This window comes from Devosia oryziradicis (assembly GCF_016698645.1).
GTDB classification, from domain to species: Bacteria; Pseudomonadota; Alphaproteobacteria; order Rhizobiales; family Devosiaceae; genus Devosia; species Devosia oryziradicis.
The window spans coordinates 931,098-953,340 of record NZ_CP068047.1; the positions used below are offsets into that span (position 1 = coordinate 931,098).

Sequence of the window (22,243 nt, forward strand, 5' to 3'; positions counted from 1 at the left end):
GTCACGCCTTCCCCAGGATATCGCCGAGACGCGTGGTAGCGCTGCCCGGCTTGAGCGGCTTCTGCTGGCTTTCATGCGGCACCCAGCCCGACAGCCAGACGATTTCGAGCGTGGCGCGGATCCGTCCGTCCGGATCGGCATCCCGGGCCTGGTAGGCATTGGCCGCAGCGGCCAGCAGCGCCGGGCTGGCCGGATGACGCGGCCGATCGACCAGCGGATTGGCGGCGCCCAGCGCCTTGAGTTCGGCCATCAGCGCGAAGGGGGTCGGATAGCGCACGATATGGGTCTCGACGTCGGCCACCGGCAAGGCAAGGCCGGCGCGCTGTAGCAGAGCGCCGCCATCACGCACCTGGATCATCGGCGCCACGCGGGCGGATGCGCCGCCCAATACCAGGGCGTCAGCGGCGAGGAAGGCTTCGCGCAGTTCGGTCAGGGTCTCGCCGCCCAGCGCGGCAATCATCAGCAGGCCGTCCGGCAACAGCCGGGCCCGCAGCCGGGCGAGGTAGCCGGGCACGTCATTGACGGCCTGCAGGTGCAGCACGGAGACGATGAGATTGTAGTCCTCGCCCGTCAATTGGGGCACCTCGTCCGCTCCGGCGAAGGCCGCGTGGCGTTCGAAGGTGAAGCGGCTGCTCGCCGTCTGGCCGGATGCCGGGAGCCGCTCGAGATCGGGGCCGATGATGGCGGCCCGGGGAAAGTCGCGGATCAGCGCGCCCAAGCGGTCTTCGAGGTCGGCCAGCACCAGGTCGGTGACGAAATCACTGGGCTGCGGCCGGCGCGCCAGGTGGCGGGCAATCAGCGCAGTATCGAAAATGGCGGGTGGCTGGGTCATGATGGTCTTGCGGCCTGGCGGCGACGTGGCAGTATGGCCTTATGAAGAGTGGAGCAGGGCTTGTCAAAACCGGATGGGGCCATGCCATGGCGCGGGCCGCGCGGCTGGCCGGCGGTCGATTGCTCGACCTGGCCTATCCCCCGGTGTGCCTCAACTGCGATGCGCCGACCGCCAACGCCGATACGCTCTGCCCCAAATGCTTTACCGCCCTGCGCCCGATCACGGCGCCGCTCTGCCCGGTGCTTGGCCTGCCTTTCAGCGTCTCACTGGGCCCCGACGCCCTGTCTGCCGAAGCGCTGGCCGACCCGCCACCCTTCGGGCGGGCCCGGGCGGCCGTGATCTATGGCGAAGTGGCCTCCACCATCGTTTCGCGCCTCAAATATGGCGATCGGCCTGAGCTGGCGCGCTTCTGTGCGCGGCTGATGGCTGGGGCCGGGCACCAGTTATGGGCCGATGCGCCGTTGCTGGTGCCGGTGCCGCTGCATCGGGCGCGGCAGCGCGAGCGGCGCTACAACCAGTCGGCGGAACTGGCGCGGGCGATCGGCCGGCTGACTGGGCTCGCGGTCGACGCCGACCTGGTGCAACGCATCCGCAAGACGCGCCAGCAGGTGGGCCTCAGCAGCGATGGGCGGCAGCGCAACGTCTCGGGCGCCTTTGCCGTACACCCCGATGCGCTGATGCGGGTGCGGAGCCGTCGGGTGGTGCTGGTCGATGATGTCTATACCACCGGCGCGACGGTCAAGGCGGTCACGCGCAGCTTGCGCAAGGCAGGGATCGACACTGTCGACGTCGTGACCTTCGCCCGCGTTGTCATTGGCGCGGACTTGCCCATATAAGAAACAAACCCCTTGCTCCATTGGAGAAAGCCTGATGGCCAAGATCGAAATCTACACCACCCCGACCTGCCCCTATTGTCATGCCGCCAAGGCGCTGCTGGCCGACAAGGGCGCACAATACACCGAAATCACGGTGCTCGATCCTGCATTGCGCGAAGCCATGACCGAACGTGCGCATGGCCGCCGCACCGTGCCGCAGATTTTCATCGATGACACCCATGTCGGGGGCTATGACGACATGGCGGCGCTCGACCGCCGCGGTGGGCTCGATCCGCTGCTGCAGGCGTAAACGACCGACCGAGGCTACCTTATGAAGATCGCCGCCATCCAAATGCGGTCGGGGCTCGATCCCCAGGCCAACCTCGCCGCGCTCGAACCCATGCTGGCCGAGGCGGCGGCCGCCGGCGCGCGCTATGCGCTGACGCCCGAGGTCACCATGATCTTCCCGGAGAACCGGGACCAGCTGCGGAGCGTGGCAGCGCCGTTCGAGGGGCATCCGCAACTGCTCCGCATCGGCGAGCTGGCCCAGCAGCACGGGATGTATATCCAGATCGGTTCGCTGGCCGTGCCGTTGCCCGATGGCCGGTTTGCCAACCGCTCGGTGCTGTTCGGACCCGATGGCCGGCAGGTGGCGACCTATGACAAGATCCACCTGTTCGACGCCGACATTGCCGGCCTCAATGCCTATCGCGAAAGCGCGACCTATGCGGGCGGCGAACGCGCGGTGACGGCTGACCTGGGCGAATTCACCCTGGGCATGAGCATCTGCTACGATATGCGCTTCCCCAAGCTCTACAACGCGCTGGCCAATGCCGGCGCGACGCTGATAGCCGTGCCCGCCGCCTTTACCGTGCCCACCGGTCAGGCGCATTGGCACGTGCTGCTGCGGGCGCGGGCCATCGAGACGGGGTCCTATGTCATTGCGGCGGCACAGGGCGGCACGCATGACAATGGCCGCGCTACCTATGGCCATTCGCTGGTGATCGATCCATGGGGCCGGGTCATTGCCGAGCTCGATCACGACGAGCCCGGTGTGCTGTTGGCAGAGATTGCTCCGGAGGCGGTTGCCGACGCACGCGGCCGTATCCCGGCTCTGGCCAATGCGCGAAACTTTGCTCTTCCCGAGGCGTTGCAGCCCTAAGGCGCCGGCCTATATCTTCCTGCAAGCAACCGGGCCGCATCGGCTCACGAGACGACCGCCTTGATCCAATACTCGCTTCACTGCTCCAAAGGTCATCACTACGACGCCTGGTTCAAGAATGCCGCGGCATTCGATGAACAGCAGGCGCGGGGTATCGTGACCTGCGCAGTCTGCGGCGATGGCGCGATCGCCAAAGCCCCGATGGCGCCGGCGGTGGCGCGAACCGACAACCAGAAGGTGTCGCTGAGTGCGGCGCATCCGGATGCGCCGAAGTTCCGAGATTTGCTGCGCGCCTATCGGCAGAAGGTAATGAGCGAAGCCGACTATGTCGGCGACCGCTTCGCCGACGAAGCCCGCAAGATCCATTTCGAGGAAGCGGAAGCCCGCGGCATCTATGGCGAAGCGACCCGCGACGAGGTCGCCGGGCTGATCGAGGATGGCGTCGACTTCCTCCCGCTGCCCGACATCGCCGACGACAACTAGACGACGCGATTTTCCGATAGACCTCAGGGTGAGCCTTGGCAAACCACGAGGCCGCCATACCGACATTGCCACGACCTCGTCCTGCGGCGATGGGGTCTACTGGCCCAAGTTCCGGCGCCACTCCCGGCGCAATGATACGGAGACATCACGATGACGACACTGGACGCAGCCCTTTCGGGCACGTTTGCCATTGGCGGCGACCTGACGGTCAATCGCCTCGGTTTCGGCGCCATGCGCATTACCGGGCGGGGCATTTGGGGTCCGCCCGAAGACCCAGAAGAGGCCAAGGCGACGCTGCGCCGCCTGCCCGACCTCAACGTCAACTTCGTGGACACGGCGGAAAGCTATGGTCCCTATATCAGCGAAGAACTGATCGGCGAGGTACTGGCGCCTTATAGCAGGGGCACGATCGTCGCCACCAAGAGCGGCCTTACCCGCACCGGCCCGGACCAGTGGCATCAGCTGGGTCGCCCGGAATTCCTGCGCCAGGGTGCTATCCAGTCGCTGCGCCGGCTCAAGGTCGAGGTGATCGACCTCTGGCAGCTGCATCGCATCGAAAGCGGCACGCCGCGGGCCGATCAGTTCGGTGCCATTGCCCAGCTGCAGAAGGACGGGATCATCCGCCATGTGGGCCTGAGCGAAGTCAGCGTCGCCGACATCAAGGAAGCCAGCCAATACTTCAAGGTGACGACCGTCCAGAACATGTACAACCTAGTCAGCCGCAATGCCGAGGATGTGCTGGACTATTGCGAAGCCAATGGCATCGGCTTCATTCCGTGGCGGCCGATCGACGGCGGGAATCTCGAATCCACGAGCGCCGAGTTCAAGGCCATCATGGACAAGCACGGGGCATCCGCCAGCCAGCTGGCTTTGGCCTGGATGCTGAAGCGCTCGCCGGTCATGCTGCCCATTCCGGGCACCGGCAAGGTCAAGCACCTGGAAGAAAACGTGGCCGCGGCTGCAATCCAGCTCAGCGACGACGAGTTCACGACGCTCGATCGAATCGGGCGCAAGGCCTGAACGCCGACGCTTGAATAGCATTGGAAGCCATGCCAGCCTCCCTCCGTTCGGAGGGAGGCTTTTATGCGCAGGCTAGCCGGAGTTGCTGTCTTACTTGCCGCTACCGTCCTGCCGGCCAGTGCCGGCGTGGTCGAGGGCATGTTCGAGATCGAGGGCGGGTGCTTCGTGCGCAAGTATGACCCAGCGCATCTGCGGGCCCACCCGGATCAGGTCGTGACGCAGATCTCGCTTGAGACCTCGCGCACCCAGCTGGATCGCGAGCATGTCATCCTCGATCTCGAATTCACGACCCGGCAGGGCACGCATTACAGTGCACTGGCCTCCTGCACGCGCGATGACCGATGCGGCATCGAGGGGGATGGCGGATCGTTCACGCTGCGGCGAACGGGTCCGCAGATCAGGATGAGCGTGGGCGACTTCCTCGCCGTCGAAGGCGATAGGGACTTCTCACCCAATCTCGCCGAAAGCGATGACCGGGTGTTCCTGCTCAATCCGTGCTGAAGGGATCAGGGTCGGTTCGATAGGGAGGGTGGAATCCCCGCTATCGAACCTGACCAGTCCAGCTGTCTTGGCAGACCGCTGGGTGGCTGGGCGGGGGTCTAGCACCGCGCGCGGTGGTTGTCACGCGATTGTCGTGAATGGCGGCGATGCGCCCAACCACTGCGCGTCATCCTCGGGCTTGACCCGAGGACGTTACACTTTCAGAGCATCCGGTCAGTGCAGAGCCCTCGGGTCAAGCCCGAGGGTGACGCCTTGTGGTTGAGGCGTCGGCGGGGGTCAATTCCAGAGCTTGTCGATCGCCTGCGTGTCACGCACGGCGCCGCGGGCGGCTGATGTCGCGAAGGCGGCATAGGCCTTGAGTGCAGTCGTCACGTTGCGCTTGCGCGGATGGGCCGGCTTCCAGCCGAGCTTGTCCTGGTCGTGGCGGCGCTGGGTCAGTTCGTCATCGCTCACCAGCAGGGTGATGGTGCGGTTGGGGATGTCGATCTCGATCGTGTCGCCCTCGCGCACCAGCCCGATCGTGCCGCCTTCGGCCGCCTCTGGCGAGACGTGGCCGATGGAGAGGCCTGAGGTGCCGCCGGAGAAGCGGCCGTCGGTGAGGAGGGCGCAGGCTTTGCCCAGGCCCTTGGACTTGAGGTAGCTCGTCGGGTAGAGCATTTCCTGCATGCCCGGGCCGCCACGTGGGCCTTCGTAGCGAATCACGAGGACGTCGCCTTCCTTGATCTGGTTGGAGAGGATCGCCTTGACGGTATCCTCCTGCGACTCGAACACGCGGGCGGGCCCGGTGAATTTGAGGATCGACTCGTCGACGCCTGCCGTCTTAACGATGCAGCCATCGATGGCGATATTGCCCTTGAGTACGGCCAGCCCGCCATCCTTGCTGAACGGCGTTTCCGCCGAGCGGATCACGCCATTCTGTCGGTCGAGGTCGAGTTCGGCCCAGCGGTTGGACTGCGAAAAGGCTTGTGTGGTGCGCACCCCGCCGGGGGCGGCCATGTAGAAATTGCGCACCGATTCCGAATTGGTGCGGGAAATGTCCCACTTGTCGATGGCGTCGCCCATGGTGGCGGCATGCACGGTCGGCTCGGCGCGGTTGATGAGGCCAGCGCGATCCATCTGGCCAAGGATGGCGAAGATGCCGCCAGCGCGATGGACGTCTTCCATGTGAACGTCGGCCTTGGCAGGCGCGACCTTGCTCAGCACCGGCACCTTGCGCGACAGGCGGTCGATATCGTCCATGGTGAAATCCACTCCGCCTTCATGTGCGGCGGCAAGGATGTGGAGCACCGTGTTGGTCGAGCCGCCCATGGCGATGTCGAGGCTCATGGCGTTTTCGAAGGCAGCCTTGGTGGCAATCGAGCGCGGCAGCACGGATGCGTCTTCCTGCTCGTACCAGCGGCGGGCGAGGTCGACGATCAGGTGGCCGGCTTCCTGGAACAGGCGCTTGCGGTCGGAGTGGGTGGCCAGCGTCGAGCCGTTGCCGGGCAGGCTCAGGCCAAGCGCTTCGGTCAGGCAGTTCATCGAATTGGCGGTGAACATGCCCGAGCATGAGCCGCAGGTGGGGCAGGCGGCCTCTTCGACGGCCTGCACTTCGGCATCGGTATAGTGGTCGTCGGCTGCCATCACCATGGCGTCGACCAGGTCGAGCGCCTGCAGCTTGCCCTTGACCAGCGCCTTGCCGGCTTCCATAGGGCCGCCGGAGACGAAGACGACGGGGATGTTGAGCCGCATGGCGGCGTTCAGCATGCCGGGCGTGATCTTGTCGCAATTGGAGATGCAGACCATGGCGTCGGCAGTATGGGCGTTGACCATGTATTCGACGCTGTCGGCGATGATGTCGCGCGAGGGCAGCGAATAAAGCATGCCGTCGTGGCCCATGGCGATGCCGTCATCGACCGCGATGGTATTGAATTCCTTGGCCACGCCGCCGGCAGCCTCGATCTCCCGGGCCACCAGCTGGCCGAGATCCTTGAGGTGAACGTGCCCCGGTACGAACTGGGTGAAGGAGTTCACAACCGCGATGATGGGTTTGCCGAAATCGGAGTCCTTCATGCCGGTGGCGCGCCAGAGGCCACGCGCGCCGGCCATGTTGCGGCCATGGGTGGTGGTGCGGGAACGATAGGCTGGCATGGCAGGTCCTCGACGAACAGGTCTGGCGGCGAACGGGCCGCGTTCTTGGGGTTCCTGTTTAGACCCATTCCAGGCAGGCAGCAACACAAATGCGTACCGTACCGTACGGTACGTTGGCAAGACGGATCAAGTCGGTGCCACGGTTTGGGCTACTGTATCCGGACAACGGGAGTGATCGCATGAAACAGTATCTGGTGGTCGGACTGCTGGGCCTGATGGTGGCGCCAGCCTTGGCGGAGGAATTGACGGGTTGCGCCAGCATCTATGAGGCCGACCCGGTCCCGGCGAACCCGGGCTTTGCGCTTTCCGCTCCGCGCCTCGAACAACGCGGGCCGCTGCTGCTGGCCGGGCTCGAGGAGCCGATATCGGCGGAGACGACGGACAGGCAGATCGACGTGCTGTGGACCCGGTTCGAGCAGCGCAACCAGTGGATCGTCAACGCGGAATCCGACAATCGCACCGGAGTTTGCTTCAACGGTGGCGCAGGCGGCTTCGACTATTTTGCCGGACAGGTGCTGGGCGGGCCGGCGGAAAACCTGCCCGAAGCGTTCGCGACGATCGACCTGACGGCCAACAGCTATGCCGTTTTCACACTGACCGGCCAGGCTACCGATATCAGCGCCGCACACGCGCTGATCTACCAGGTGAAACTGACCCATGCCGGCCTTGTCGCCGCGGATGCGCCTGACCTCCTGGTGTTTCCGCCGGGCTTCTCGCCGGCGCAACGCAATGTCAAGATTGAGCTCTGGGTGCCGGTGGCACAATAGGGATTGTTAATCCAGGAGGTTGGCGGTGACGCGGTTGCGGCCGCCGCTCTTGGAGCGGTAGAGCGCCGCATCGGCGCGGGACAACACCTTGGCGACGTCCTCGCCGCGTCCCGCGCTGGTGATGCCGATGCTTACGGTCATGGCCAGTTCTGGCGCCAGGTTGCTCCAGGGCTCGGCCTCGACGAGCATACGGATGCGCTGGCAATCGGCGAGGGCGGCGACGACGGCGCGGGCGTCGAACACCAGCAGAAACTCTTCGCCGCCGAGCCGGGCGACAAAGCCGTGGCCTTCCATGCCGGATGACAGGAGCGCCGCAAGGCGGCGCAGCACTGCATCGCCCGTCGAATGGCCGTAGCCGTCATTGACCTTCTTGAAATGGTCGGCATCGACGATGGCGACCGGGATGGCCGCGTCGGGCGGGCAGTCGGCCAGCCGTTCGCCCAGCGCGCTCAGGGCGTAGCGCCGGTTCTTGAGACCGGTCAGGTCATCCTCGTGGGCCTGGCGATCGAGATCCTGGGTGCGGGTGAGCAGGTCGCGACGCTCGGTCTCGAGCTCAGCCAGGCGGAGCTGGTGCAGCCGTGTTTCCAGTTTGGCGCGTTCGACATCGAGCAGGGCGGCACTGAGTTCGGCCATGCCGGTGACCATGCGCGCTCTTGTATCGGCCACCGAACTGCGAATGGCGCTTTCGATGGCGTGGTAGCGCTTGTAGTGGTCGAAGGCTTCGGGTGTCCGGCCGACGCGCTGGTAGAGATCCGAAAGCAGGCGATGGGCCCGCAGGACCATGGGCTTCTCGTCATGCTCGATCAGGGGCGGCAGCACCGCCTCGAAGCGGGTGATCGCCGTCTCGGGCTGGTCGAAATGCATGGCGATGCGCGCCAGGTTGAAGCTGGCATCGAGCTGGAGCGAAACATAGCCCTTCTGGCTGGCAATGGCATGTGAGCGGGTCGTGGCCTGGCTGGCAGCCTGCTCGTCGCCGCTGAAGGCGAGCAGCATGCCGTAATTGCCCAGGCCGATGGCCTCGCGATAGGGGTGGTCGGCAGCGCGGGCCAGCTCGATGGCGTCCCGGGCATGGCCCAGCCCCGTCGCCACGGCTTCGGCGGCGAGGGCCGCGTCACCCTTTTCCAGGGCATCGCCTGCGAGGTCGACGCCATTGGCGGCGAGGTTGTTGAGAATGCAGAACTTGGCTTCGGCACCAAGGCCCGTCGCGAGCGGCAGGGCGCGCTGCATGAAGGCGCGTGACTCGAGGTGATTGCCCATATTGTCATGGGCGCCACCGATGCGGTTATAGGCCCAGAACAGCAGGTTGGGATCTCGCAGGCGCTGGGCAATCTCCAGGCTGACCGCGAGCACCTGCAGGGCTTCCTCCTGCAGGCCCAGATTGAGGTAGGCCAGGGCCTGCAGGGTCAGGGCCTGCGCGCGACCGGCTTCGTTGCCTGTTGCTTCATCGAGCGCGGCGGCGCGGCCGCAGGCTTCGGCGGCTTCTTCCATGTCGCCGGTGCGCAGCAACTGGTTGGCAAGCAGGCGCAGCGCTTCGGCTTCCTGCCCGGCCTCTCCATTCAGCCTGGCATGGTCGATGGCGCGGCGCGCCCATTGCACGCCTTCATGATAATCGCCCTTGAGGCGCGACGCTTCGCTGGCGGCGACAAAGTCCTCAAAGATCGCGCTTTTGTTATCGGCAGCAAACATGGAAGAACTCTCGCCCCTCCATGTTATTGTCACAGGCAGATTAATCGTTCCCTAGACTTGGGATCGCAATCGCACCAAACGGCCCGCAATGGCGGGGAAATGGTCCCGCCGGCTAGTTGTTGATGCTGATGATCGCCCAGGCGGTCTTGTTGCAGCCGTCGTCGTAGCAGATGTTGCTCATCCACAGCGCGCCATTGGCGAAGCCGACGCCTTCGCTGGTGACGATCAGGTCGGCGAAATCCTGGCTGCCCAGTGCGTCCTGGGTTTCCTGCGTCAGCAGGGCGTCGAAGTTGTCGACCAGATCCTGCGGTTCGAGAATGTCATAGACTTCGCCATTGGCGTTGACGGTCAGCGGATAGGCGCCCAGATCGGCAATGGTCGTCGGGTCGCCGAACAGGAACGCATCCTGCAGCCGGCCGAAGGCTTCGCCGAAGCCGACCGAGTCGCCATGGATGTTCTCGATCTGCGCCATGACGTCCTCCTCGCTCTGGGCAAAGGCCGGGACGGCGGCCAGGGTCAGGACAAAGGCGGCAGCAAGAACGGTCAGGCGCATGGCGGCTCCAGGATTGACTGGGCCAAGTCTAGCGCATCGGCAGTATTCCGTATCGGGAAATCAGCCGGCCGGACGCTCCGCCATGATCATATAGTTGATGGCCATGTCAGGCGACTTGCGCCACTCATCGGCCAGCGGATGAAACACCACGCCGGTCTCTGCGATGACCCGTAGGCCATTGCGGGTCAGCAGGGTCCTGATCTCGTCGGGCGTGAGGAACTTGTTCCAGTCATGCGTACCCCGCGGCAGCCAGCGCAGGATGTTTTCGGCGGCGAACACGGCCAGGGCGCGGGCCCGCAGCGTCCGGTTGAGCGTGGCGGTCAGCGTCAGGCCGCCCGGCTTTACCAGGTCGGCGCAGCTCTTCATGTAGAGCGGCACGTTGTCGACATGCTCGACCACCTCCATGTTGAGCACCATGTCATAGCGGGCACCCTCGGCTGCCAGTGCCTCGCTGGTGGTCGCGCGATAGTCGATGCCCAGGCCGGATTTCTCGGCATGGAGGCGGGCGATGGCGATATTGCGCTCGGCGGCGTCGATGCCGGTGACCGTGGCGCCCAGCCGGGCAAGCGGTTCGCAGAGCAGTCCGCCGCCACAGCCGACATCGAGGATGCTGAGGCCCTCGAAGGGGCGCATGGCCGTCCCATCCCGGCCGAAATGGCTCAGCAGATGCTCGCGGATATAGGTCAGGCGCACCGGGTTGAACTTGTGCAGGGGCTTGAACTTGCCCTTGGGGTCCCACCACTCCTCGGCCATCGCGGTGAATTTGGCGATCTCGGCGTCGTTGATGGTGGTGTCGGTCATGGTGCGGCTCCGTTTGCGGCATATGACGCCGCCCGCATGGCGGAGGCAAGGCGCGGGTGGTCGCAGGCGACACCGTGGTCAGTCCGGCTGGTTCTCCGACGACCATGGAAAGTTGAGGTAGTTTTCCCGGGTCTGGGCGCAGATGCCGCCATACATGCGCAGGTAGCCGTCGCGACGCTTCTGGTCCCGCCAGACTGCCCCGGGATCGGCGAGATCGATGCGATACTGGTCGATCAGGTCGGGGGTCAGCAGGGATGGCAGCACGTCCATGGCCTGCGGCACCACCTTGCCCTTGAGCCAATCGGCGGCATACTGGCCCAGCGCATAGCCGAAGATGGGCGAGGCAAGGCTGACGGTGGCCTTGTAGGGGCCGTCGCTGGCGACGATCGCCGCTACGGCCTCGGGTTCTCCGTCGATGCCGCCCAGGAACTGGCGGGGGTCGGCGCGCCCGGTTTCCTCCAGCGCGCGCAAGGCGCCCAGGACGACCGTATCGGCGCCGAGCACGACGTCGATGTCGGGCTGGGCAAGCAGGATGGTCTTCATGGTGGCATAGCCACCTTCCTCGCTGACCGGGCTGGGCGAGATGTCGGCCACGATACTGACGCCGGGCAGCCGGCTCAGCACGTCCCGCATGGCCCGAAAGCGCGGCGCCAGGAACTGCAGGCTGTCATGCGTCAGCAGCACCACCTTGGCCCGGCCGTCGAGTTCCTCTTCGATATAGCGTGCCGCTTCCTCGGCCAGCACCTGGCCGGTGAGATATTGCGGCGCGTTGAGAATTGTGACGGCGGGCGGCGGCACCACGGCGCCGACATAGCTGCCATCGGCAATCAGCGCCTGGAGGCTGGGCGCGAGCGAACGCGGGTCGACCGGCGCTACCACGATGGCACCCGCGGCCTGGGCGCGCAATGCGTCGACCTGCTCGATCATCCTGGCTCCATCGTTGTCGGCAAGCACATTGGCATAGGCCAGGCCCCGATCCGCGGCGGCCCGGGCGAGGCCGAAACCGACGCCCTCCATGAAGTCCCGGCGATTGTCCTGCACGAAAGTGAGGCTTGCCTCACGCCCCTCCGGCGGAGCGCAGGCCTTGCTGTTCTCGACGAAGGGCGGCAATTGCACGGGGTCGGTCAGCCCGGGCGGAACGGCATCCTGGGCCAGGCTCGCGCCGGCGCCGAGCAGCCCCATCGCCATCATGCCGGCAGTGATAATCGATCTCGTGTTCAGCGCCGTCACTCCCAGTCCATGGAGTGATAGCGGCGAGCGGCCGGAATGCCAATCACTTCATGCTGCGAGCAAGGGAAATGCCAGCCGCGCCGAGAGGCCGGGCTGGCGATCGATATAGTCGACCGTGCCGCGCAGCGAGGTGGCCATGGCCTTGACGATGCGCGTACCCAGGCCCGTGCCCTTGCTGGGGCCGCTGCCTCGGCCGACCCCGTCATCCTCCACGGTCAGCACGGCGTGGCCATCGACCTGCCGGTTGAGTGCGACCCGGACGGCCCCCACGCCATCGGGATAGGCATATTTGGTGGCGTTCATCACCCATTCGGCGGCAATGACGCCCAGGTTGATGCTGGCGTCTGTCCGCAGCGAAATCGGTTCGAGCTCATAGCTCAGCCTGATACGCTCGGCGCCGCCCACCGTGGATTGGAACTGGTCGAGCAGGCTGCGCAGATACTGGTCGAGCGCAACTTCGGCGACGTCGCCGGAGCTGTAGAGCCGCTGATGGACCAGCGCGATGGCCTGGATGCGCGACTGGGTTTCGGCCAGCGCGGCCTTGACCGCTGCGTCGCCTGCCTTGGCCTGGAGCCCCACAAGGGAAGATACCATCGACAGGCTGTTGGCCACGCGATGGTTGACTTCGTGCACCAGCATCTCGGCCCGGTCGCGCGCAGCCCGCATTTCCTCGTTGCTGCGTGCCAGGTCTGCCGTACGGGCGGCGACCTTGATTTCGAGATCGGCATTGGCCCGGGCCAGCTGGTCGCGCGCCTGCGCCACCTCGCCGGCATAGCGCATGATGGTGATCAGTGCGGCCACCGCCGCGGCCACGGCGACCAGGGCGCCCACGATCGAGATCAGGCGCTGCCAGAGGGCGTTCTCGTTCTGCTCGGTGGCCAGGTTGGCCAGGCGGTCGTCGGCCGCCAGGGCCAGGCCGGTAATGAAGACGTTGGCTTCGTCCATCAACTGCTTGCCGCGATTGGTGAGCGTCAGCTCGAGGGCGGCCTGCGGGTCGCGGGCGCGGATGGCGGCGATGGTCTGGTCCATCTCGGCGAACTTGTCCGTCAGCACCTGCGTCAGGCGCTCGGCGGCAGGTGCCATTTCGGGATAGGTGACCAGGCGCGCGGGCAGGCCCTCGATGCCGCGCAGGGCCGCAGCCTTGGCGATGTCGTAGGGGGCGAGATACACCTCGTTGCCGGTGTAGAGGAACCCGCGCTGGCTCGACTCCGCCTGCCCGACCGATGCGCCCAGGGTGACCGCGGCAGTCTTGAAATCGCGCGCGGCCAGGATTTCGTTGGCGATCTCCTCGGAGCGTTCGCCCAGCCAGAACGCGACCGAAACGATCGCGGCAAGGGCAAGCAGGCCGATGGCGAGGAAGGCGAGCTGGGACCGGACGAAAACACGAGCGCTGATGGGCATTGCACTTGAACTCATGCCAAAAAAGCGTGTGGCCACCAACTGTGGTCCAAGCAGCCCGAATTGTCCATAAATTGTTGCGTGGAATGTAAGTCAGGCGGTCACGTTTGGGATGTGCCTGGCTATGCCGAATGCGGGGCTCGCGAGGCTCAAAGCACCCTCGCATTAGCTTCCGGTCGCCGACGCCTTACAAAAGCGGCTATTCCACACCACATTGGGGTATGCGGCTCATATCCCTTCGGCCTCCGGCTCCCTGCCGCACCCTTGGATCGTGAACGTTGTGCCCCGCGGCGCTCGACCTCGCGCATTTTCAAGGACCGTATCAATGATAAACTACAATTCTCCAGCTGAACTCTATCCTGGCCGCCAGCACGGTTCGGCCCGCGGTTCACGCTATCAGCGCTTTCCTTCGTTGGCCGAGGCGATCCAGTATGCGGTGGAAGAGCTGCCGGTCCGCCTGCAGGCCAGTTCCCTGATCGAGGTCGACGAGGTCCGCTATGGCGGTGACCAGATCCGCAGCCTCTACTTTTCCGAGGACTATCCTCTGCGCCGCGCCTTCGTCGACGGCGGTCAGGCCCTCAGGGGCAAGACAGCATGACAACCAGGACCACTACGCGCCGCGTCACCTTCGTTCATGCCTTTGCGCTCTCCGGCATGTCCCACGCGCCAGGTACGTTTGATCTGGTGGTCGAAGAAATCCCACTGGACGTTACGTGGGAAGCCTATCGCACCTCCTGCAGGTTGATGCTGGTCGATGGCGGCACCACAAGTGCGCTTCCCGTTACGATGGCCGATGTCGAAACTGCGCTCCTGGCCGATCGCCAACTTTCCGCCCGCACAGGTCTTTCCTGACCGGGACTAGGGTCGGTCGCAACGCGTGATCCACCACCAAGCCCCCCGCGCGCACCGAACTGTATCTCATGGAGACTGCGAGTGCCCGAGCATCATCGACGCGCCAAAGCGACGGCCGCCGCCAACAAGTACGCACCTCGCCCGGAAGGATCGGCATTCACTTACGGGGTGATCGCAGTGGTTCTGGCGATCCTGACGATTGTGGTCATCGGCATGTTCTACGGGCTGGAGGTCTTTGCCTTTCCCGTCCTGCTGTGCAGCGGCCTGGCGGTGGTGTTCGTCCTCGGCGTGCTGCTGCGGCGTCACCGCCAACAGCTACACCGCCAGGCCTTCGATCATGAGTTCAGTGACCAGGACAGCACCCCGCCGGCCGAATAGCTGCGGGCTTGTCTCGGGACATGGCGTGAGGCGGCAATTTCCCAATTGCGAGCCTGAGATGGTCGCGGCGCAGCTCGATTGTGCGATCTAGGCGGCGCTTGGGCCATGCAGGTGCTGCAATCGCCTTGTCGAGGTGCGAGAGGCGATCCGGCAGGAGGTCTGGCGTCAAAGCTGGCTATAAAGCTTGGTCACTCGCTTGCGGCCCACGCCATCCACTGCGGTAACCCGGGCGCGAAGCCGGCGAACATTGCCGATTTCGTGCAGATCCTCATTGAGCACCTTCATGGCCGCTGCCTTGGCGCTGTGGGCAAACACCATGCAGACGTCAGATTGCTGCGGCCGCCCCTCCGGGTCGGTGTTGTAAGACTCCACCTCGTATTCTTGAATGGGCGCGTTGTTCATTGGGGCTCCAGACGGACAAGCTACCAGTTTTGCCGGGGCCTGTCTGTAGGTCGACCGGCGCGTGAGTGCGCGTGCGCCGCGCGATCATCACCGTTGATCCACACCCCGCTTTGTCGTATGTCCGCGCCAACACTAGCGTACCGCCGGGTTCGGCGGGGTTTCGGGGAATCAATTGGCCCGTATCGTCGTCAAGTTCGGTGGCACTTCGGTGGCCAGTGTCGAACGTATCCGCCAGGCCGCGCGCCACGTGAAGCGCGAGGTCGATGCCGGCCATGAAGTGGCCGTCGTGGTTTCGGCCATGAGCGGCAAGACCAATGAACTGGTCGGCTGGGTCAACGAAGCCAGCCCGCTGCATGACGCCCGCGAATATGATGCCGTCGTGGCTTCGGGCGAACAGGTGACCGCGGGGCTGATGGCCATCGTGCTCTCGGAAATGGGCATCCAGTCGCGCTCGTTCGCCGGCTGGCAGGTGCCGATCAGGACCGACGACGCCCATGGCGCGGCCCGCATCACCGAGATCGACCCGACCGAGCTCGACCGGCGGATGACGGATGGCTGGGTACCCGTGATCACCGGCTTCCAGGGCGTATCATCGCATGGCCGCATCACCACGCTGGGCCGTGGCGGCTCGGACACCTCGGCGGTGGCGGTAGCGGCGGCGGTCAAGGCCGATCGCTGCGACATCTACACCGACGTCGATGGCGTCTATACCACCGATCCGCGCATCGTGCCCAAGGCGCAGAGGCTCACCAAGATTTCCTTCGAGGAAATGCTGGAAATGGCTTCGCTCGGCGCCAAGGTGCTGATGATCCGCTCGGTCGAGATGGCCATGGCGCATAAGGTGCGCCTGCTCGTACGCTCTACTTTTGACGACCCGGATGCGCCCCAGCTGGCGCCCGATGGTACGCCGGGCGTTCCCGGCACGCTCGTTTGCGATGAGGATGAGATCATGGAAAAGCAGATCGTTTCGGGCGTGACGCTCGCCAAGGCGGAAGCCAAGATCACCCTGCGCGACGTCAAGGACAATCCGGGCGTGGCCGCGGCCATCTTCGGCACGCTGGCCGACCAGGGCATTATCGTCGACATGATCGTGCAGAACATCGCCGATGACGGTGCGACCACCGACATCACCTTCACGGTGCCCGACAGCGAATATGACAAGGCCATCAAGACGCTGCAGAATGCCGGCGACAAGATCGAATATGGCCGTCTTTCCGGCTCCAAGGGCGGGGCAAAGGTCTCGGTCGTGGGGGTGGGCATGCGCAGCCATGCAGGCGTTGCATCCTCGATGTTCAAGGCGCTGGCCGACAAGGGCATCAATATCCAGCTGATCACCACCTCGGAAATCAAGACATCGGTTCTGATCGACGAGCAGTATGCCGAGCTTGCGGTTCGCGCGCTCCATACTTATTACGGGTTGGATAAGAAGGACGCATAAGCTCCGTCGGAGGGAGCGAGCCGCGTCCGATAGGGGGGCGGCTTTGCGGGCCGTCTAAAGGGGTTATGGTCACGACCATCGGCGGCCCGAGGGTGCTGCTGCGGCAATTGCGCGAGACGATGGCGGAGCCCCTGGCTTCCCAGGAGCGCCTCGACAAGATCGTGGGCCTGATCGCCGACAACATGCGGGCCGACGTCTGCTCGTTCTACGTCCTGCGCGACGACGGCGCGCTCGAGCTGTTCGCCACCAAAGGCCTGGCCGCCGAATCGGTTCACCTGACAACGCTGCGCCTCGGAGAAGGGCTGGTGGGCCTGATCGCCGCCGAAGCCGAGCCGCTCAGCCTCGACGACGCCCCCAGCCATCCGTCCTTTGCCTATCGGCCCGAAACCGGCGAGGAGCGGTACAACGCCTTCCTTGGCGTGCCGGTCCTGCGCGCCGGACAGACGCTGGGCGTGCTGGTGGTGCAGAATGCCGAGCGGCGCCACTATGGCGAGGACGAAACCGAGGCGATGCTGACCACGGCCACGATCCTCGCCGAGATGATCGCGACCTCCGATTTCGACAATCTCATCAAGCCGGGTTCCGATATCGACCTGCGGCGGCCACGCATGTATTCGGGCGTGAGCTTTACCGACGGCATCGCGCTGGGCACCGTGGTGCTGCACGATCCGCGCGTCGTGGTCTCCAATTTTATCGCCGAAGACACGGATGCCGAAAAGGTGCGGCTGGAGACGGCGCTCGAGAAGATGCGCGTCTCGATCGATGCCATGCTCGACCATGGCGACATGGTCGGCGCCACCGACCATCGCGAGATCCTCGAAACCTATCGCATGTTCGCCAATGACCGGGGCTGGGTGCAGCGGCTGACCGAGGCGATCGAAAATGGGCTTTCGGCAGAAGCGGCGGTCGAGCGGGTGCAGAACGATACCCGCGCGCGCATGCTGCGCCAGACCGATCCCTATATCCGCGATCGGCTGCATGACCTGGACGACCTGGCCAACCGCCTGCTACGGGTCCTCACCGGCGATGGCCTGACGCTGGGCCGCAAGGAACTGCCCGACAATGCGATCCTGGTGGCCCGCAATATGGGGCCGGCCGAGCTGCTCGAATATGACCGCAAGAAGCTGCGCGGCGTGGTGCTCGAAGAGGGCGGCGCCACGGCGCATGTGGCCATTGTCGCGCGTTCGCTGGGCATCGTGGCGGTGGGGCAGGCACAGTCGATCGTTTCGATGTGCGAGACGGGCGACGACATCATCCTCGATGGTCCGGCCGGGATCGTCCACCTGCGCCCGACGCCCGATATCGAGCAGGCCTATATCGACAAGGTGCGGGTTTCGGCCAAGCGGCGGGCGCACTATGCGGCCCTCCGGGACAAGCCGAGCGTCACCAGGGACGGGACGCATATCACCCTGCTGCACAATTCGGGCCTGGTGGCCGACTTGCCCATGCTCGACGATACCGGGGCCGCGGGTGTCGGCCTGTTCCGCACCGAATTGCAGTTCATGATCGCGTCCAAGCTGCCCCGGCTGCATGAGCAGCAGGAGCTTTATGCCGAGGCCATGGCCATTGCCGGGGAACGCCCGGTGGTGTTCCGCCTGCTCGATATCGGCGGCGACAAGGTGCTGCCCTATCAGCGCTCGATGGCCGAGGAAAACCCGGCAATGGGCTTCCGCTCGATCCGGCTGGGGCTGGAGCGGCCGGGCCTGCTGCGCACCCAGATCAGGGCCCTGCTGCTGGCCGCCGACGGGCGTCCGCTCAAGATCCTGGTGCCGATGGTCACCGAGACCTTCGAATTCACCCAGACCAAGCTGGTGGTGCAAAAGGAAATCGACCGGCTGCGGCGCCAGGGCAAGGCGATTCCGAGCCGGCTCGAGCTGGGCGTGATGGTGGAGGTGCCAAGCCTGCTGTTCGAGCTCGACCAGCTGCTGCCCGAGGCCGACTTCGTTTCCATCGGCAGCAACGACCTGGTGCAGTTCCTGACCGCTTCGGACCGGGCCAATCCGCGCGTGGCCAAGAACTATGACCCGATCGGCATGCCGCGCCTGCGGGCCATTCGCATGGTGGTCGATGCCGCGCGGCGCTACAATATTCCCATCACCATGTGCGGCGAGCTGGCGGGCAAGCCGCTCGAGGCACTGGCGCTGATGGCCGTAGGCATGACGCGGCTTTCCATGGGCCCCGCGTCGATCGGGCCAATCAAGGAGCTGGTGCTCAACCTCGATCTCAAGCCGATCCAGATGGCGGTGGGGGCGGCGCTGAGCGACGGCGCCGATGGCGTGACCATCCGCGCGCTGCTGCAGGAATGGATCGAAAAGCAGAACCTGCCTGTTTAGGGGCTCTTTGGCAGTCGTTGCCTCATGCTCGATCGTCACCCTCGGGCTCGACCCGAGGGCACTGCACTTGACGAACGCTCAGCAAGTATAGAGCCCTCGGGTCAAGCCCGAGGGTGACGCGCGGTGGGTGGGGCAAATGGTGCCCAACCCTTGCGATCCCGCTGCGTTGTCCCTAAAGCGTGGCTGTTCCAGACTTGAAAGCATTCCCCGATGGCCTCTCTTCCCCAGGACAAGCTCGACGCGCTCGAGACGCGGTTCCAGTATGTCGAGGCGGCGCTTTCGGGCGGCGCGGGGCCGGATGAGTTCGTCAAGTTTTCGCGCGAGCACGCCGAGCTGGCGCCGATCGTGGAAGAAATCCGCGCCTACAAGAAGGCCCTGAGCGACCGCGCCGAGGCCGAGGAGCTGCTCAAGGGCGGCGACAAGGACATGGCCGAAATGGCCGAGGCGGAGATCGCCGAGCTCGACGAGAAGATCGAGACGCTGTTCCAGGCGATCCGCATCCTGCTGCTGCCCAAGGACGAGGCCGATGAAAAGTCGATCATCCTCGAAATTCGCGGCGGCACCGGCGGCGACGAGGCGGCCCTGTTCGCCGGCGACCTGTTCCGCATGTATGAGCGCTACGCTTCCGGCCGCGGCTGGAAGGTGACGGTCATGGAAGAGAGCCCGGGCGAAATGGGGGGCTTCAAGGAAATCATCGCCAATGTGAACGGCAAGGGCGTCTATGCGCTGATGAAGTTCGAATCGGGCGTGCACCGCGTGCAGCGCGTGCCGGCGACCGAACGGCAGGGCCGCATCCATACCTCGGCCGCCACCGTCGCGGTGCTGCCCGAAGTGGAAGACATCGACATCGAAATCCGCAACGAGGACATCCGCATCGATACCATGCGCGCCTCGGGCGCCGGCGGGCAGCACGTCAACACCACCGACTCGGCCGTGCGCATTACCCACCTGCCCACGGGCCTGGTGGTGACCTCGGCGATGAAGTCACAGCACCAGAACCGAGCCCAGGCCATGATCGTGCTGCGCTCGCGGCTTTACGAGATGCAGCGCGAGGAACGGGATTCTGCGCGGTCTGCCGAGCGCAAGGGGCAGGTGGGATCGGGCGATCGCTCCGAGCGCATCCGCACCTACAACTTCCCCGAAAACCGGGTGACCGACCACCGCATCGGCCTGACGCTCTATAAGCTCGACAAGGTCATTACCGGCGAAGCGCTGGGGGAGGTGATCGAGGCGCTGATCACCACGTCGCAGGCCGAGCAGTTGGCAGCGCTGGAGACGGCGAACTGAGTGCAGCGCCGACCATCGGCGCATTGTGGCGCGGCTGGCGCGACGTGCTGGGCCGGATGGGTTTCGAGACGGCGGCGCTCGACGCCAAGCTACTGGCCCAGCATGCGCTGGGGCTCGACGCCCTGCAACTGGCGACGCGCGAGAACGATCTTGCAGGCGAAGACGCCGCCACTGTTCTGGCCGAGCTGGTGCGGCGGCGGATGACCGGCGAGTCGGTGGCCCGCATCATCGGCGAGCGGGAATTCTATGGCCTGGCCTTCACGCTCAATACCGCGACATTGGAGCCGCGGCCCGATACCGAATTGCTGGTCGACCTGGCGCTGGGGGCATTGCCGGCAGGTGGGCTTCTGCTCGACCTGGGGACGGGGACGGGATGCATTCCCATTGCCGTGCTGGCCAACCAGCCCGATGCCAGTGCCGTGGCCGTGGACCTGAGCGCGCTGGCGCTGGAAGCGGCGCGGGAGAATGCGGCGCGGCATGGGGTAAGCGGGCGGATTGAGTTCCGGCAGGGGAGCTGGTTTGAACCGTTCCTCACCTCCTCCGGCGGGAGAGGTGAAGGCAAATTCGACCTCATCGTCTCCAACCCGCCCTATATCGCGTCAGCCGTCGTCGAGACGCTCGCCCCCGAGGTCAAGGAATTCGATCCCCGCCTGGCGCTGGATGGCGGGCCGGACGGCCTTGCGCCCTATCGGGTCATTGCCGCGGAGGCGGCGGGTTGGCTCAAGCCTGGCGGCTGGGTGCTGGTCGAGATCGGGCATGACCAGGGCGCCGCCGTCAGTGCGCTGTTTCTCGAAGCGGGCTTTGAGGATGTGACGGTGCACACCGATCTCAACGGGGTTGATCGCGTGGTCGGCGCGCACCACATCTAGGTCAAGCAACAGCACGGAGCCGTGTGTTCAGCAATTAGTGCTGGAAAAGCGGTGGCGAACGATATAGTTTGACCTCGCTGTCAACGGCGCATCATGAGCGCCACGGCGACTAGCCACCCGACAAATCCATTGGCTGCGGCGAGCGCAGCGCGGTTCCGGCAGAGGCTGGAACGACGCAGGATAGGTTCGGAGCGCCGTCCGACGGTTTTAGGTCTTCATGAAGCCAGACAAGAGCCGGATACTGAAGCCAGCGGGCTTCTTCCGGGTTGGCCAGACCAGGCACGAAGCCGGTCCGCCAGTAGTGTGACGCTTATTTTTCTAGAGTTAGATAAAGCGACCAGATGAGACCCAACAATCAGAACAAGAACCGGCAGCGGAGCCGGAACGGCGGACGCAAGCACGTCAATCCATTGTCCCGCAATTTCGAGAGCAATGGTCCGGACGTGAAGGTGCGCGGCAACGCCTCCCATATCGCCGAGAAGTACCTGCAGCTGGCGCGTGACGCGCAGTCGTCAGGCGACTCGGTAATGGCGGAGAACTACCTGCAGCACGCCGAGCACTATTTCCGCATCGTTTCGAGCGCCCAGCAGGCGCAGAACGGTCAGCGCCCCGAAGGGCAGGACGACGATTACGACGATGACATGCCCGACATGAATTCGCGTTTCGCCTCGCCCCAGCCGCAGCAGCCGCCGCAGCAGCAATATGTGCAGCAGGATGGCGACGAGCAGCCCGGCGAAGGCGAGCAGCCGCGCCAGCACCAGGGCGAGCAGCGCCAGCAGCGTGACGGCCAGGATGGTGAGCGCCAGTCGCGCGGCGACCGTCGTGACCGCAACCGCAATCGTGACCGGTTCCGCCCCGAAGGCGAAGTGCAGCAGTCTATGCCCATTGGCGAGTCGGCCCAGCCTGCGACCACTGAAGTGGCAGCGGCCCCGGCAGCAGAGCAGCCGGCGGAAGCCGAAGGCGAGGGGCGCAAGCCGCGGGAGCGCCGTCCGCGCCGCCGCCGTCCCGCCGGTGGCGATGATCTGGCCGGGGCCGAGCAGCCCGATGTCGGTGAACTGCCGGCATTCCTCACGGCAGGCGGCGGAGCCGCCGAGTAAGATTGAAAGGCCGGGCCAAACGCCCGGCCTTTTCGTTTGCTGGGCATTCTCGGAAAGGAGCGGTACCCCTCCTAACTTCCCCCTGATAGGGGGAGGGACCGATCGAGTTTAAGGCGCTATCTCCGACAACCACCGGGCGTATTCCTCCCCCTCTTCAGGGGGAGGCTAGGAGGGGATACTCTTCCTTCCTGCCGGACTTATCCCCCTCC

23 protein-coding genes are annotated in these 22,243 nt (G+C 65.2%); 15 read left to right on the plus strand and 8 right to left on the minus strand.

From position 1 onward, the window contains the following. Position 1: 1 nt before the first annotated feature. On the minus strand, positions 2-832 hold the full coding sequence (locus JI749_RS04720) for an SAM-dependent methyltransferase (RefSeq protein ID WP_201659926.1): 831 nt from the start codon (positions 830-832) through the stop codon (positions 2-4). 86 nt (positions 833-918) lie between these two features. Between JI749_RS04720 and JI749_RS04725 the strand changes: the two genes are divergently transcribed. The 6 genes from JI749_RS04725 to JI749_RS04750 all read left to right on the plus strand — a co-directional run bounded on the left by JI749_RS04725 (position 919) and on the right by JI749_RS04750 (position 4,813). After that, on the plus strand, positions 919-1,668 hold the full coding sequence (locus tag JI749_RS04725) for a ComF family protein (RefSeq protein WP_201659930.1): 750 nt from the start codon (positions 919-921) through the stop codon (positions 1,666-1,668). Between the two features lie 34 nt (positions 1,669-1,702). After that, positions 1,703-1,957 carry a glutaredoxin 3 gene (gene grxC / locus JI749_RS04730; protein WP_201659933.1) on the plus strand — a complete coding sequence of 85 codons (255 nt, stop codon included), beginning with the start codon at positions 1,703-1,705 and terminating at the stop codon, positions 1,955-1,957. Between the two features lie 21 nt (positions 1,958-1,978). Continuing rightward, positions 1,979-2,809 carry a carbon-nitrogen hydrolase family protein gene (locus JI749_RS04735; RefSeq protein WP_201659937.1) on the plus strand — a complete coding sequence of 277 codons (831 nt, stop codon included), beginning with the start codon at positions 1,979-1,981 and terminating at the stop codon, positions 2,807-2,809. Positions 2,810-2,869: 60 nt separating this feature from the next. Next, positions 2,870-3,292: a DUF1178 family protein gene (locus tag JI749_RS04740; RefSeq protein ID WP_201659940.1), complete on the plus strand. Its 423-nt coding sequence runs from the start codon at positions 2,870-2,872 to the stop codon at positions 3,290-3,292. Between the two features lie 150 nt (positions 3,293-3,442). Continuing rightward, positions 3,443-4,312 (plus strand): aldo/keto reductase, encoded by an 870-nt coding sequence (locus JI749_RS04745; protein ID WP_201659943.1) that lies wholly within the window; start codon positions 3,443-3,445, stop codon positions 4,310-4,312. 63 nt (positions 4,313-4,375) lie between these two features. Then, entirely contained in the window at positions 4,376-4,813 is a 438-nt protein-coding gene (locus JI749_RS04750; protein ID WP_201659946.1) for a hypothetical protein, read from the plus strand. A gap of 276 nt (positions 4,814-5,089) precedes the next feature. Here JI749_RS04750 and ilvD read toward each other — a convergent pair whose 3' ends face one another. Then, positions 5,090-6,943 (minus strand): dihydroxy-acid dehydratase, encoded by a 1,854-nt coding sequence (ilvD, locus tag JI749_RS04755; protein WP_201659949.1) that lies wholly within the window; start codon positions 6,941-6,943, stop codon positions 5,090-5,092. Between the two features lie 179 nt (positions 6,944-7,122). Here ilvD and JI749_RS04760 point away from each other — a divergent pair, with 179 nt between their 5' ends. Then, positions 7,123-7,710, plus strand: coding sequence for a GyrI-like domain-containing protein (locus tag JI749_RS04760; RefSeq protein WP_201659953.1), 588 nt, complete (start codon positions 7,123-7,125; stop codon positions 7,708-7,710). Positions 7,711-7,716: 6 nt separating this feature from the next. On the opposite strand, the gene JI749_RS04765 is transcribed toward JI749_RS04760, so the two are convergent. The 5 genes from JI749_RS04765 to JI749_RS04785 all read right to left on the minus strand — a co-directional run bounded on the left by JI749_RS04765 (position 7,717) and on the right by JI749_RS04785 (position 13,381). Next, positions 7,717-9,396 carry a GGDEF domain-containing protein gene (locus tag JI749_RS04765; protein WP_201659971.1) on the minus strand — a complete coding sequence of 560 codons (1,680 nt, stop codon included), beginning with the start codon at positions 9,394-9,396 and terminating at the stop codon, positions 7,717-7,719. A 112-nt stretch (positions 9,397-9,508) separates the two neighbouring features. Next, positions 9,509-9,949, minus strand: a complete 441-nt coding sequence (locus JI749_RS04770) for a hypothetical protein (RefSeq protein WP_201659974.1) — start codon at positions 9,947-9,949, stop codon at positions 9,509-9,511. 60 nt (positions 9,950-10,009) lie between these two features. Then, a complete protein-coding gene (gene ubiG, locus JI749_RS04775) occupies positions 10,010-10,750 on the minus strand; it encodes a bifunctional 2-polyprenyl-6-hydroxyphenol methylase/3-demethylubiquinol 3-O-methyltransferase UbiG (RefSeq protein ID WP_201659979.1) in 741 nt (246 codons plus the stop codon). A gap of 78 nt (positions 10,751-10,828) precedes the next feature. Continuing rightward, the gene (locus JI749_RS04780; RefSeq protein WP_233280866.1) at positions 10,829-11,980 is read right to left on the minus strand and encodes a sugar ABC transporter substrate-binding protein; all 1,152 of its coding nucleotides are present in this window, start codon (positions 11,978-11,980) and stop codon (positions 10,829-10,831) included. Between the two features lie 48 nt (positions 11,981-12,028). Continuing rightward, positions 12,029-13,381 (minus strand): sensor histidine kinase, encoded by a 1,353-nt coding sequence (locus JI749_RS04785; protein WP_201659982.1) that lies wholly within the window; start codon positions 13,379-13,381, stop codon positions 12,029-12,031. 322 nt (positions 13,382-13,703) lie between these two features. Here JI749_RS04785 and JI749_RS04790 point away from each other — a divergent pair, with 322 nt between their 5' ends. The 3 genes from JI749_RS04790 (at position 13,704) to JI749_RS04800 (ending at position 14,608) form a co-directional block, all read left to right on the plus strand. After that, positions 13,704-13,976: a hypothetical protein gene (locus tag JI749_RS04790; RefSeq protein WP_201659986.1), complete on the plus strand. Its 273-nt coding sequence runs from the start codon at positions 13,704-13,706 to the stop codon at positions 13,974-13,976. Then, positions 13,973-14,230: a hypothetical protein gene (locus JI749_RS04795; protein WP_201659989.1), complete on the plus strand. Its 258-nt coding sequence runs from the start codon at positions 13,973-13,975 to the stop codon at positions 14,228-14,230. Before JI749_RS04790 ends, JI749_RS04795 begins: the two co-directional genes overlap by 4 nt. An 81-nt stretch (positions 14,231-14,311) precedes the next feature. Then, positions 14,312-14,608 carry a hypothetical protein gene (locus JI749_RS04800; protein ID WP_201659992.1) on the plus strand — a complete coding sequence of 99 codons (297 nt, stop codon included), beginning with the start codon at positions 14,312-14,314 and terminating at the stop codon, positions 14,606-14,608. Positions 14,609-14,773: 165 nt separating this feature from the next. Here the strand turns inward: JI749_RS04800 and JI749_RS04805 are convergent, their stop codons facing one another. Beyond that, positions 14,774-15,010, minus strand: coding sequence for a hypothetical protein (locus JI749_RS04805; protein WP_201659995.1), 237 nt, complete (start codon positions 15,008-15,010; stop codon positions 14,774-14,776). Between the two features lie 172 nt (positions 15,011-15,182). On the opposite strand from JI749_RS04805, the gene JI749_RS04810 reads away from it, so the two are divergent. The 5 genes from JI749_RS04810 (at position 15,183) to JI749_RS04830 (ending at position 22,034) form a co-directional block, all read left to right on the plus strand. Next, positions 15,183-16,448, plus strand: coding sequence for an aspartate kinase (locus tag JI749_RS04810; protein WP_201659998.1), 1,266 nt, complete (start codon positions 15,183-15,185; stop codon positions 16,446-16,448). 65 nt (positions 16,449-16,513) lie between these two features. Continuing rightward, positions 16,514-18,781, plus strand: a complete 2,268-nt coding sequence (gene ptsP / locus JI749_RS04815) for a phosphoenolpyruvate--protein phosphotransferase (protein WP_201660001.1) — start codon at positions 16,514-16,516, stop codon at positions 18,779-18,781. 210 nt (positions 18,782-18,991) lie between these two features. After that, positions 18,992-20,068, plus strand: a complete 1,077-nt coding sequence (prfA, locus tag JI749_RS04820) for a peptide chain release factor 1 (protein WP_201660004.1) — start codon at positions 18,992-18,994, stop codon at positions 20,066-20,068. Between the two features lie 23 nt (positions 20,069-20,091). Next, on the plus strand, positions 20,092-20,937 hold the full coding sequence (gene prmC / locus JI749_RS04825) for a peptide chain release factor N(5)-glutamine methyltransferase (protein WP_325166758.1): 846 nt from the start codon (positions 20,092-20,094) through the stop codon (positions 20,935-20,937). Positions 20,938-21,278: 341 nt separating this feature from the next. Beyond that, positions 21,279-22,034 (plus strand): DUF4167 domain-containing protein, encoded by a 756-nt coding sequence (locus tag JI749_RS04830; RefSeq protein WP_201660007.1) that lies wholly within the window; start codon positions 21,279-21,281, stop codon positions 22,032-22,034. The last annotated feature ends 209 nt before the right edge of the window (positions 22,035-22,243 follow it).